At 48.4% G+C, this 11774-nt stretch carries 12 protein-coding genes; 9 read left to right on the top strand and 3 right to left on the bottom strand.

Features of this window, described 5'->3' with window-relative positions:
• Positions 1-159 precede the first annotated feature (159 nt).
• The 3 genes from BLV33_RS15235 (at position 160) to BLV33_RS15225 (ending at position 3106) form a co-directional block, all read left to right on the top strand.
• Positions 160-915, top strand: coding sequence for a hypothetical protein (locus BLV33_RS15235; RefSeq protein ID WP_090793300.1), 756 nt, complete (start codon positions 160-162; stop codon positions 913-915).
• A gap of 149 nt (positions 916-1064) precedes the next feature.
• Positions 1065-1745, top strand: a complete 681-nt coding sequence (locus tag BLV33_RS15230) for a response regulator transcription factor (RefSeq protein ID WP_090793297.1) — start codon at positions 1065-1067, stop codon at positions 1743-1745.
• Positions 1742-3106 carry a HAMP domain-containing sensor histidine kinase gene (locus BLV33_RS15225; protein ID WP_090793293.1) on the top strand — a complete coding sequence of 455 codons (1365 nt, stop codon included), beginning with the start codon at positions 1742-1744 and terminating at the stop codon, positions 3104-3106. The genes BLV33_RS15230 and BLV33_RS15225 overlap by 4 nt, the downstream gene beginning before the upstream one ends.
• Here BLV33_RS15225 and BLV33_RS15220 read toward each other — a convergent pair.
• Positions 3097-4260 (bottom strand): MGDG synthase family glycosyltransferase, encoded by a 1164-nt coding sequence (locus BLV33_RS15220; RefSeq protein WP_090793288.1) that lies wholly within the window; start codon positions 4258-4260, stop codon positions 3097-3099. The two genes, BLV33_RS15225 and BLV33_RS15220, sit on opposite strands and share 10 nt — an antisense overlap.
• A gap of 202 nt (positions 4261-4462) precedes the next feature.
• Between BLV33_RS15220 and BLV33_RS15215 the strand changes: the two genes are divergently transcribed.
• Both BLV33_RS15215 and BLV33_RS15210 read left to right on the top strand, forming a co-directional pair.
• Positions 4463-4825, top strand: coding sequence for a response regulator (locus BLV33_RS15215; protein ID WP_090793284.1), 363 nt, complete (start codon positions 4463-4465; stop codon positions 4823-4825).
• Positions 4826-4842: 17 nt separating this feature from the next.
• On the top strand, positions 4843-6516 hold the full coding sequence (locus BLV33_RS15210) for a ribulokinase (RefSeq protein ID WP_090793281.1): 1674 nt from the start codon (positions 4843-4845) through the stop codon (positions 6514-6516).
• Positions 6517-6538: 22 nt separating this feature from the next.
• Here BLV33_RS15210 and BLV33_RS15205 read toward each other — a convergent pair whose 3' ends face one another.
• Positions 6539-7186 (bottom strand): thiamine diphosphokinase, encoded by a 648-nt coding sequence (locus BLV33_RS15205; RefSeq protein ID WP_090793278.1) that lies wholly within the window; start codon positions 7184-7186, stop codon positions 6539-6541.
• A 144-nt stretch (positions 7187-7330) separates the two neighbouring features.
• Between BLV33_RS15205 and BLV33_RS15200 the strand changes: the two genes are divergently transcribed.
• Positions 7331-8074: a DUF554 domain-containing protein gene (locus tag BLV33_RS15200; protein ID WP_090793275.1), complete on the top strand. Its 744-nt coding sequence runs from the start codon at positions 7331-7333 to the stop codon at positions 8072-8074.
• A gap of 9 nt (positions 8075-8083) precedes the next feature.
• Here the strand turns inward: BLV33_RS15200 and BLV33_RS15195 are convergent, their stop codons facing one another.
• Positions 8084-8785, bottom strand: coding sequence for a response regulator transcription factor (locus BLV33_RS15195; protein WP_090793271.1), 702 nt, complete (start codon positions 8783-8785; stop codon positions 8084-8086).
• A 366-nt stretch (positions 8786-9151) separates the two neighbouring features.
• On the opposite strand from BLV33_RS15195, the gene BLV33_RS15190 reads away from it, so the two are divergent.
• The 3 genes from BLV33_RS15190 to BLV33_RS15180 all read left to right on the top strand — a co-directional run bounded on the left by BLV33_RS15190 (position 9152) and on the right by BLV33_RS15180 (position 11737).
• Positions 9152-10090: a GGDEF domain-containing protein gene (locus tag BLV33_RS15190; RefSeq protein WP_171909172.1), complete on the top strand. Its 939-nt coding sequence runs from the start codon at positions 9152-9154 to the stop codon at positions 10088-10090.
• 166 nt (positions 10091-10256) lie between these two features.
• Positions 10257-11084 (top strand): TrmB family transcriptional regulator, encoded by an 828-nt coding sequence (locus BLV33_RS15185; protein WP_171909171.1) that lies wholly within the window; start codon positions 10257-10259, stop codon positions 11082-11084.
• A complete protein-coding gene (locus tag BLV33_RS15180; protein WP_090793255.1) occupies positions 11081-11737 on the top strand; it encodes an HD domain-containing protein in 657 nt (218 codons plus the stop codon). Before BLV33_RS15185 ends, BLV33_RS15180 begins: the two co-directional genes overlap by 4 nt.
• Positions 11738-11774: the final 37 nt, after the last annotated feature.

Genomic DNA, 11774 nt, shown 5'->3' with positions numbered 1-11774 from the left:
ATAAATAGACGCAGGAGATCAAGGGAAGTTTCAAATATTTGCCATTTCACAAAACGTAATCTCACACAATTTCCCATAATGTTGTGATATTTGTACCAAAATGTGGAGTTATTGTAGGGAGGTAGACAAGAGAGCAACATAAAAAAGGAGATGTTAATATTGAAAAAGAAAACAGTTTGGATTTCAGCAGCAATAGCCGTAGTAGTCGCCATACCGGGTGTGTCCGCTTGGGCAGCATCGGTATCCCCATCGCCAGCGCCAACCTCCATCGTGGCAGCAACGACTGCACCTGCAGCAGATTCGACGGAAGCCGCTGACACTCATGAAGGAAAAGGAAAAGGCAAAGGCGGTCATGACAAAGGCGGCTCCGACAAAGGACGCGGCGGAGAAGGCTTCATGGGCGGCGGCATTGAAAAAGGCGGAGTCAAAGGTAGTGTACACAGCCAAGAGTACTTGACTCTGCTAGCTGAGAAATATGCGCCGGATCAAGCGGCAGCCATCAAAGCGGCATACGACGAGAAGGCTTCGATCAGCAAGCAAATCCAGGATCTTACGACTGCCAACAAGGCAGCGCTGACTCAAAAACGTACGGACGAGAAAGCAAAAGTGGATGCCATCAAAGCAAAAGTAACAAGTGGCGAGCTTACTCAAGCACAAGCAGATGAACAAATCAAGGCGCTTAAAGCTGCAAACGAGATGGATAAGGAATTATCTCCTGCAGATGAAACAGCTCAAAAAACTGCTCAAAAAGCGCTTAATGATTCCTTCGATGCAGCAGTTCAAACGGTTGTAAACGGCGGAAGCGCGGATCAACTGACACAAGTCCTCCCTAAACTGGTTGAGAACTTGAAAGCCGAAAACCAAAAGCTTAACGATCGTTTGGCTCAGCTTAAAACAGAAGTTGCAGCTAAATAATTCACTTAATCCAAAGTGTACCTTCGCTAGGAAAAGAGCTGCCGGGCAATCAGAGCGCATGGTGATCATCCATGTGCTCTTTCCCATGGGATTCCAGCAGGAATCCTTGGCTTGCTTCCAGAATGTATTCAACCAGGAGGTGGACTGAAATGGCATACCGCATTTATCTCGTTGAAGATGAAGTTAATTTGAATCAGGTACTCACCACCTATCTGCAAAAAGAAGGCTGGGAGGTCCTTTCCTTTACCGCAGGAGAGGCCATACAACCGTTTATGCAAATTCCCGCAGACTTGTGGATACTCGATATTATGCTGCCGGATACGGACGGTTTTTCTCTGCTTAGAGAGATTAAGGAGAAATATTCCCAAACACCGGTGGTTTTTATCTCAGCCAGAGATGCAGAGCTGGATCGAGTGATCGGGCTGGAAATGGGCAGCGATGACTATTTGCCAAAGCCTTTTTTGCCCAGAGAACTGGTCATTCGAGTGAAAAGGCTGCTGGAGCGGGTTTATGGGTCCGGTCTGATCAAAGAGCAGTCTGCAGAGCTGAGTGGTCTAGGACCTTATACCATAGATGAGCAGAAGCGGATGGTGCTGGATGCTGACGGCATGGTGGATCTCACCTCGAAAGAATTCGACATTCTTCTGCTGTTTAAAAACCACCAAGGCCAGGCTTTTTCCAGAGAACAAGTGCTGCGGCAGGTTTGGGGCGATGATTATTTTGGCACCGATAGGGTTGTGGATGACTTGATTCGCCGTCTGCGTAAAAAATTGCCTGAGCTTCGCATAGAAACGATGTATGGTTACGGGTACAGGATGGTGGTCCTGTGAGAAAGCTCCCGCTGGGCTGGCAAATATGGCTCGTTTTCGCTTCATTTATCCTACTTCTTTCCATCGTAATGCTCCTGGTGCTACCCACTACTCTCAGAAGCTTTTTTACCAATCAGATCTATTTGACAATCGATGCTGCGCAGAGCAATGTACTCAGCGACGGCCTGGAGTCTCCGTTTCAAACACCTCAGGAGCGAGAAATCGATCAACAGGATTTTCGCACGGTTCGGCATATTATTTTGGATCAAAAGCCAACCAGTCCGAGCGGTGCAAAAGGAGGACAGCGCAGCACCTTTTCCCCTCAGCAATTGGAGGCTTTCAGAGCTGAAGCCATGGCGCAAAAGGAAGAAACTGCCCGCTACAAGATGCAAATCGAAAATTCCAGCATTTTGTATCAGATTCGAAAAGTAACCATCAATAACAAAACTTCCTACATCTTATCCTATTTATGGGATACCTATTCGAAAGAGCTGGTTAAAGCGCTCTACAGCAAGCTGCTCTATGTGATCCTTCTCATTCTGCTGATTAGTTGGCTGCCCTCCATGTGGTTGATCCGATATGTATCGAAGCCCTTGGGTCTTATGGTTAAACAGGTCAAGCGCATAGCGGATCGAGATTGGCATGAACCTCTGGTCCCCATGATTCGCGGCGATGAAATTGGGCAGCTGTCGTCCTCCATTGAGACGATGCGACAAAAGCTGGTCCAGCAGGATCAAGCCCAGCAAAGCTTTTTGCAGCATATTTCGCATGAGCTGAAAACACCAATCATGGTCATTCGCAGCTACACCGAAGCTATTCATGAAGGCATTTTTCCAAAAGGCGACTTGACAGGCTCCATAGAGGTGATTGATCAAGAAGCCCTGAGGCTCGAGCATCGTGTACAAAATTTGTTATATCTAACGAAGCTGGATTACTTGCGGGCCCATCCGGGTCCGGATAAGGTGGAGTTTGATCTTTCGCAGGTGATTGAAGAAACTGTGGAGCGGTTGAGGTGGAAAAGACCGGAGCTCGTCTGGCACGTGGAACTGGCTCCACTGTTGATTCACGGTTACGATGAGCAGTGGATGATCGCAATGGAAAATTTGATCGATAATCAGATTCGATATGCGGAGTCGGAAATCCGTATGGATCTTATGAAAACAGTAGAGGGCACCGTGTTGCGGATCGGCAACGACGGTCCCCCGATTTCCGAGGATACGAAAGCCATGCTGTTCCAGCCGTTTCAAAAGGGGAAAGGCGGCAAGTTCGGGCTCGGCATGATGATCGTCAAAAGAACCGCGGACCTGCATCAAGTCCGGATAGAAGTGCTGAATGATCAACCAGGTAAAGGCGTGATCTTCGCATTTAATTTTCATGCATGAGAATACTCCATTTGATCCGTTAACATTTGCGCGGTTTGCAGCATTACTTCCACAGCCTGATAAGCTGAATTCACCGATCGGATACGCTTCGCATTTTGCTTCATCATAAATAACAGCTTCGGCTGCCGGATAAGCTCCGAGCATTTGATCTGCAAATCCACGGCATCCACTGCTTGCATAGCTGCTCCTGCTTCAAGCAGGAAAGCGGCATTATCCTGCTCTTGTCCGGCAAGAGGCTTATAAAGAAGCATTGGAATGCCAAGCGTCAGTGCTTCCGAAGTCGTCAAACCGCCAGGCTTGGTGATGATTAAATCGGCGAGTGCCATAATTTCATAGATGTGATCGACAAAGCCGGTGACCACAATCCGATGCTTCGAGTGCTCAGCTTCCGCAATCAATTGCTGCCTGAGCTTGTCGTTGCGCCCGCAGACAATGATGAACTGCATTTGCTCCGTGAACTTGTCGCTCTTTAACAAGCTTGAGATTCCTTTGTCAATGATTCCGTACCCACCGCCCATAATAAGTACAGTAGGAAGGAAAGGATGTAGATCATACTTTTCACGGAGGTTTTCCCGCTCATAAGTCTGGTTGAAGGACGGACGCACAGGAATGCCTGTCACCGAAATAAGGGAATCCATGATACCTATCCGGTTTAAACGTGTCCGAACGTGTTCGGAGCCCACTATGTATTGGTCTGTATGGGGATGCACCCAGTAGCTGTGGTCGGTATGGTCCGTGATGACGGTAACCGTTGGAACGGCCGTTAAGCCTTTGCTTTTTAGCAGCGACATCGCGTAGGCAGCCAGCGGAAAGGTGCTTGCGACGACAGTAGGCTGAAGCTCCTCCAGCAATTTAAACAAACGGCCCACACTGAATAGATTAAATGTCTTGAGCACGGAAGAAGGCGTATCCGAATGTCGTGTTTTGCGGTAGAGGTAGCCGTAAACGGATGGGAAATTTTTTACCCCTTTGACGAATAAATACCGTCCAAACGTATGTAAATATGGATGGGCCAGTTCCATAAAATTAATGATAGTGACTTCCGCGTCAGGTTGAACAAGCTTGGCAGTTTCCATAAGCGCATTGGCTGCTTGCTGGTGTCCGTCGCCCAAGTCTCCGGAGAGAATAAGCACTTTCGTTTTCGCTTGATACATGACTGTGCACTCCTTTTTTCCTATTATACCATTATTTATTAGTTTTTAATTATGGACGATGCGATTTTCTCCTGTATAGCCTATATCCATAGGGTAACTTTTTAAACGTTTGGATGAAACGGACCTAAGCTGTATGATATACTCGACTTAAGTCGGGGACTCCCCGTGATAGATATGGACTTAGCTTGGAGGAAGCGACGGGATGACGAAGGTAATGATCGTTGATGATGCGGCTTTTTTAAGAACGGTTCTCCGTGAGATTGTGGAGGGAATGGGTTTTGAAGTTGCCATTGAAGCAGGCGATGGTTATGCCGCAGTTAAGTCTTATACGAAATACCGTCCGGATGTGACCATAATGGATATTACGATGCCGGAAATGGACGGGATTACAGCGATCAAGCGAATTAGGGAATTAGACTCCTCGGCGAAGATCATCGTTTGCTCGTCAATGGGGTCTTTCAATCTAATCATGGAATCCATGCAAGCCGGGGCAAAGGATTTCATCGTCAAACCATTCGATCGGTCTCGGATCAGGGAATCCATTTTGAATGTAAGCAAGAAATAATTAAAAGGAGATTAAAGATGAGCAAAAGATATGCGATAGGTGTGGATTTCGGCACTCAATCCGGCCGTGCGGTACTCGTAGATCTTTCCGATGGAACTGAGGTTGCGGATCATGTCACGCCTTATCCCCACAATGTCATTGACGAAACACTGCCTGGATCAGGAATTAAGCTTGATATCGGCTGGGCCCTGCAGCACCCTGGCGATTACATAGAAGTGTTACAGCGCTCCATACCTGCGGTGATTAAGGAGTCAGGCATCCATGCAGCCGATGTGATCGGGCTAGGCATCGATTTTACGGCTTGCACCATGCTGCCGGTGGATGCGCAGGGCGAGCCGCTCTGCTTCCTGCCCGAGCTGAAGGACAATCCCCATAGCTGGGTGAAGCTATGGAAACATCATGCCGCTCAGGATGAAGCGAACCTGATCAATCAATTTGCCGAGGATCGCGGAGAAGCGTTCCTGCCAAGGTACGGCGGCAAAATATCATCGGAATGGATGATCGCGAAGATATGGCAGGTTCTCAACGAGGCACCCGCTATTTTCAATCGGACCGATTTATTCCTCGAGGCCGCGGATTGGGTCATTAGCAAGCTGACCGGCAGCTTTGTCCGCAATAGCTGCTCAGCTGGCTACAAAGCTAATTGGCATAAGCAGGATGGCTATCCAAGCGAGGAATTCTTCAAGTCGCTCGATCCTCGGCTTGAAGATTTAACGGCCACAAAGCTGCGCGGCGATGTGGCTGTGCTTGGCACCAAAGCCGGAGAGCTGACGGAAGAGATGGCGCAGCTCATCGGGATGCAAGCGGGAACGGCCATAGCCGTAGGTATCATAGACGCGCATGCCGCTGTCCCGGGCGTTGGTGTAGTCACACCAGGCAAGCTGGTCATGGCGATGGGCACATCCACTTGCCACATGCTGCTAGGCAAGGAAGAGAAGCATGTGGAGGGCATGTGCGGCGTAGTGGAAGACGGGATCATCCCAGGGTACCTGGGCTATGAGGCTGGGCAATCCGCCCTCGGCGATATGTTCCAGTGGTACGTGAAAGAAGCCGTCCCGGCGTATGTGCAGGAAGCAGCGGAGAAGGAAGGCATCAGCGTCCACGAGTGGCTGGAGCAGCGGGCCTCCGCTTACAAGCCTGGAGAAACAGGCCTGCTGGCGCTGGACTGGTGGAACGGGAACCGCTCGGTGCTGGTGGATACCGATCTGACCGGAGTAATGGTCGGCTTTACGCTGCTCACCAAGCCGGAGGAGATCTACCGCACGCTGCTTGAAGCAACCGCTTTCGGGACGCGCAAAATCGTGGATGCCTTCCAGGAGAGCGGCGTCGCTGTTGATGAGCTGTATGCTTGCGGCGGGCTGCCGCAGCGCAATCAGCTGCTGATGCAGATTTACGCGGATGTGACCAACCGCGAAATCAAGATCGCTGATTCCAAGCAGACTTCTGCGCTGGGTGCAGCCATGTTTGGGGCCGTTGCCGCAGGGGCGGTCAAGGGCGGCTATGATTCGATCGTAGATGCAGCCCGGAAGATGGCCAGAGTGCGCAATGAAACCTACAAGCCGATTCCGGAGAATGTTGAGGTTTATGAGAAGCTATATCAGGAATACTCCAAGCTGCACGATTATTTCGGCCGCGGCCAGAATGATGTCATGAAGCAGCTCAAGGCCATCAAGGAAGAAGCAAGATCCTAACCGGGATTCTTGTTCGGGATACTCATTCGGGATCCTTGCTTTGAATCACCAGCAAATAACCCGATTCCAGCTCGATGCGTCCTTGCTCGTGCTGAAGAATATTACTGATCCCCAGCGATTGTCCAATGGTGAGTGTGGCATTCCGGAGGGGATAAACAAATCCATGCAGTGTAATCCCAGTCACTTCAAGGCTAAGGGGCAGCAGGGATATATGCGTAAATCTCCCTTTGGTGATCACAGAGAGACTATTGATTAAAACGACTTCATTGTAGGCATCTATGATTTTGCAGGAAACGCCATGTTCCAATCCTCGTCGCAGCAGATGAATATTAGCGAGTGAGTGATCAAACCGCGTTCCCAGTGCGCCGAGAAGCTTGATTTCGGCAGGCTTTTGCTCAAGTGCCCATTGGAAGGCCATCTCGGTATCCGTCAAATCCTTGTCAATCGGATCGCAGCTGAGAAAGTCCTTGCTTCCCGCTTGAATCTCGGCGCGCTCATCATCGGAAACCGAGTCGAAGTCACCGAGTGATATATCCGGCTTAAAGCCTTGACGAACAAGGAATAGGGCCCCCCGATCGGAGCCGATCAGCAAGTCCGCCTGCCGAAGCTCCTGCAGCGCCCAGTCTCCAATAATTCCTCCGGTTACAATCGTGATCCGTTTTCCGTTCATGCGTCTTCTCCTCAATCCTGCAAGGGTAACGGCTGGTAACTGCCAATCTGATTATATCATAAAGGATTAGGAATTAAGCTTTTCGCCCAAGTCAGATTGGTGTAGAATAAAAAGCAACAGCAAGATAGAGAGGAAGTTACATCAGTGGCACTATGGGGGACGATCGTAAATGCGCTTGCCATTATTGTGGGAGGATTGCTCGGCATTCTCCTGCCGCGCATTTCCGAGGGAATGCGCAATACGGTGATGCAAGGACTCGGTCTAGCGGTGGTTGTGCTTGGGATTACAATGGCTCTTAAATCCAATAACTTTTTGATTGTGATCATCAGTCTGGTGCTTGGAGGTATTTTGGGAGAATGGCTGCGCATAGAATTGAGGCTGCAGCAGCTGGGTAAATGGCTGGAAAAGCAGGTGGGGAAAGTCTCCGTCAAAACCGCTGGCCAAAGCGGCATAGCTGAAGGATTCGTAACAGCGACCTTGGTCTACTGCATTGGAGCCATGGCTATTATCGGATCTATTGATAGCGGTCTCAGGCACGACCATGGTATATTATATACCAAATCCATGCTGGACGGCTTTTCTTCTATCATTTTTGCTTCCACATTGGGCATAGGCGTCATATTTTCTGCAGTACCTGTTTTGCTATACCAGGGGGCTATCGCTGTTGCCGCCACATTCATCACGCTAATGATCAGCGATGCTTCATTGAACGCCATCATTGTAGAAGTAACGGCTGTAGGCGGAATACTGATCATCGGGATAGGAATTAACATTTTGCTGATCAAGAAAATCAATGTCGCCAATCTGCTGCCTTCACTTCTGATCGCTGCCATTTCCGTACCTGTTTACAAGCAAGTATCTGATTGGCTTACGATCTGGTTTCACTAGAATGAGATCCTAAACAAAAAAACCGTTAAACTTATAACCAACACCTCTTACTGTGATGATATAGCGCGGCTCTGCCGGATTTGGCTCAATTTTTTTACGCAGGTTGCTGATATGAACAATAAGCGTTCTGGGATCTCCCAGACTGTCCAGGCTCCAGATCAATTCAAACAAATGCTCAATTTTGTATACCCGGTTCGGTGTCTTAGCAAGCAGAGTCAACAAATCGAATTCCTTTGCGGAAAGCGAAATGAACTGTTTGCCTGCTTTGACAATATGGCTGACAAGGTCAATTTCGAGACCAGGGAATTTAAGGATTTGCGGATCATCCTTTTTCTGGTCGTTTAGGGTATAGCGCCGCAAGTGCGCTTTGACTCTCGCTACCAATTGGCCGGGACTGAATGGTTTGGTCATATAATCGTCTCCGCCCATACTGAGTCCAAGAATAATATCAATATCTTCACTTTTCCCGGAAATAAAAATAATAGGCATATTATAGGTCTTACGCAATTGTCTGCATACCTCAATACCGTCCATGCCGGGAAGCAGAATATCAAGAATAATCAAGCTCGGATTGTGCTGCAGCACCAAGTCAAAAACCTGCTGCCCATTTCCTGTGCTGATGACCTCAAAACCTTCCTTGATCAAATAGATGCTGATAAGTTCCACGATCTCCGGTTCATCGTCAACAACCAGTATTTTTTCTCCTGTCATTCGTGGAATCCTCCTAAACAACGTACTAAAAACATACTTGTTCTTATTATAGACCGTATATCTCAATAATTTCTATATTTTTGTTTCTATATATAAAAACGCTGTCAAATAATAAAAGATTTGCAGGGATCAAAAATTGCTCCTTTTGACCTAATTTTTATCAATTCTTTATGTAAATTTTATCATAGAGTGCTACGCTGTGATTGTCAATTTTTGTATATCCCTAAACCTTTAAAAGTTTACATATAATGGATTTAAATAAGAAAATGGGAACAAAGGAAGCATAGAAGCTTGAAGCAATGAAGCAAAAAGCGGGCCGTGCCTCTGTAAATGCTTGCAGGAAAATTGCGAATGGAGGCAGTAAAATTGTACAGCGAAGATCTCACTCAATTTCAAGGGTTCAATTGGCCTCAAACTGAGCCATTATTTCGCCAAATGGTATTGGATGCCTGGGACGCAATATGTCTGTTTGATATTACTGGCAGCCTTCTTTTTGCTTCCAGCTCACATGAAAAGAATATCGGCTTTCTTCCTGCCCAAGTGAATGATCTCATTGCTCGAGTGGATTCGGAATATCGGGTCGACATGCGCAAACTGTTTCACAATGCCGTGCAAATCGGCAAAAAAGGCAGGCTGGAGTTCCGCTTTCAGATTCTGGATGGAAGTTGGCTTTGGTTTGAAACTCTGGCGCTTCCAATCCGGGACCCCGACGGGACGATTTATCAAGTTGCCTTCATGTCCAATGACATTACCGTCAAAAAATTACAGGAGGCTAAGCTTATAGCTATGGCCTACCACGATCCTCTGACGGGACTTCCGAATCGCAGACGGTTTAAAGAGCATTTGCATCAAGAAATCCTTTATGCGAAGCGAACCGGAAAAATGATGGCTTTGCTTTATTTGGATCTCGATGATTTCAAGATTATTAATGATACCATGGGACACGATGTGGGCGACGCTTTTCTTCAAGCTTTCTCCCATCGAGTACGCAGCTGTCTGCGGGAAGTGGATTTGTTCTCACGAATGGGGGGCGATGAATTCACCATTTTACTTCCGTTAATGGATTCGGTCCAAAGTGTGGAAACTGTGGCAAAACGAATTTTCCAGAGTATCGAGGAACCGTACCAGCTGGACGGCAATCAGTTTCAATCATCGATAAGCATGGGAATTGCCCTATATCCAACGGATGGTGAAGACTACAGTGTGCTTCTGAAGAAGGTCGATATAGCACTCTACCATGTAAAAGGCAAAGGCAGAAACGGCTATCAGTTTTATAACCAGGAAATGTTCATGAATCGCAAATGATCCATGTCCATAAAGTTTTACAAAGAAGGCCGCCCTTCGGATTTTACAAATCCTGGAGGGCGTTTTGGTCTATGGAAATTGTAAATAGCACGAGATTGTACTAAAGTTGTTGTATTAATTACTACTATGGATCGGACTTGTATGAACTTGAGGGAGGGAAAGTGTGTTGGCAGCAGCAACAGAGCTTTTTCAACATTTGCGAAGATTTGGTTTTACGGAGCTTGAGGCCAAGTGCTTGCATGTACTTTCGGAATTGGGCTCGATAACCGGCTATGAAATCGCCAAGAGGATGGGAATTTCCAGATCCAATGTGTATGCCGCCTTACAGAAGCTGGTGGAGAAGGGTTTCGTTCTTGAAAGCAAAGGAGAGCCGACCTTGTATCAGACCATTTCAATCGACGAGATCGCAGATACCATCGAAGCCCATTTTAAAGCGTCCATTCGCTATGTCAAAGAGCATATGCCCAAGCAGGATGCGAAGCGGACTGAATACTTTACTGTAGATGGCGACGCCAAGGTTTTGGAGCGGATCCGCGCAGAGCTCGGCAAAGTGAAGACAGAAGCGCTCTGTGATTTATGGTCCGAGGAAGCAAAGCTATGGTCGAAGGCATTGAATCAAGCGGTGGAGCAGGGGGCGAGAATCCTTGTATCTGCAGTAGGTGCATCAGATTTGCCCGGGATTCAGGTATTCCCTCATGTCCGGGACGAAGCTTGGCAGGAAGGTTCCGGAAGAAAGTTTTCTTTTGTGCTTGACCGAAATCTCGCGATTATCGGAACAAGGGGCGGATCTGAACCTACAAAGGCTGTAATTACCGAGCACCCCGCTATGGTGGAGCTGCTGATCCACAGCTTCTTTCAGGATGTCGTGCTCCACGAGCTGCAGCAGGATTCGGGTGCTAAGCTGGAGGATCGATATGGCAGGAATTTTAAAAAAATCATCCAAAAATATACGACTGCAACCAACACCGAACTAAAAAGGAGAAAAAAGAGATGAAAGCAGCTCAGGAGAGAGCGATATTGGATGAGGCTGAGTCGTTTATTAAAACAAAGCTGGGGAAGGACAGCAGCGGCCATGATTGGTGGCATATCTACCGCGTGACACAGACAGCGAAAACGATCGCTGCCCAGGAGCGGGCGGATCTGTTCGTATGCGAGCTGGCCTCGCTGCTGCACGATGCAGCCGACGAGAAGCTGAATGCCGACCCGGCAGCCGCGGAGAGGGAGCTGCGGGAATGGCTGGAAGCGAGCGGCGCAGGAGCAGAATCGACAGCCCATGTGCTGGAGATTATTGCGACGATGTCGTTCAAGGGCGGGCAGCGGCCGCCGATGCGCACGCTGGAAGGGCAGGTCGTGCAGGATGCCGACCGTCTGGATGCAATAGGCGCGGTGGGCATCTCGCGCGTGTTTGCTTATTCGGGATGGAAGGGCCGCCCGATCCATGACCCGTCCATGCCGCCAAGAGAGCGGCTTACGGCGGAAGAGTATCGCAGCGGCAATGATACGGCGATCAATCATTTTTATGAGAAGCTGCTGAAGCTGAAGGAGCTGATGAACACCGGCTACGCCCGGCAGCTGGCCGAGGAGCGGCACCGCTTCATGGAGCAGTTTCTGGAGCAGTTTTATCTGGAGTGGGAAGGGAAAAGATAAGATAAGATAAGGCAGAGCTGATAAACCGCTTCAGTGT

The sequence above is a fragment of the Paenibacillus sp. GP183 genome (assembly GCF_900104695.1).
Taxonomy (GTDB): Bacteria; Bacillota; Bacilli; order Paenibacillales; family NBRC-103111; genus Paenibacillus_AI.
The sequence above is the reverse complement of the archived record's forward strand: the minus strand, read 5'-3'. Positions and strand labels throughout refer to the sequence as shown.

Bases quoted from the DNA above. Each gene is read 5' to 3' on its own strand.
- BLV33_RS15205 (WP_090793278.1), bottom strand. From the start codon at position 7,186: ATGAACGGAAAACGGATCACGATTGTAACCGGAGGAATTATTGGAGAC.
- BLV33_RS15230 (WP_090793297.1), top strand. From the start codon at position 1,065: ATGGCATACCGCATTTATCTCGTTGAAGATGAAGTTAATTTGAATCAG.
- BLV33_RS15220 (WP_090793288.1), bottom strand. From the start codon at position 4,260: ATGTATCAAGCGAAAACGAAAGTGCTTATTCTCTCCGGAGACTTGGGC.
- BLV33_RS15215 (WP_090793284.1), top strand. From the start codon at position 4,463: ATGACGAAGGTAATGATCGTTGATGATGCGGCTTTTTTAAGAACGGTT.
- BLV33_RS15195 (WP_090793271.1), bottom strand. From the start codon at position 8,785: ATGACAGGAGAAAAAATACTGGTTGTTGACGATGAACCGGAGATCGTG.
- BLV33_RS15180 (WP_090793255.1), top strand. From the start codon at position 11,081: ATGAAAGCAGCTCAGGAGAGAGCGATATTGGATGAGGCTGAGTCGTTT.
- BLV33_RS15210 (WP_090793281.1), top strand. From the start codon at position 4,843: ATGAGCAAAAGATATGCGATAGGTGTGGATTTCGGCACTCAATCCGGC.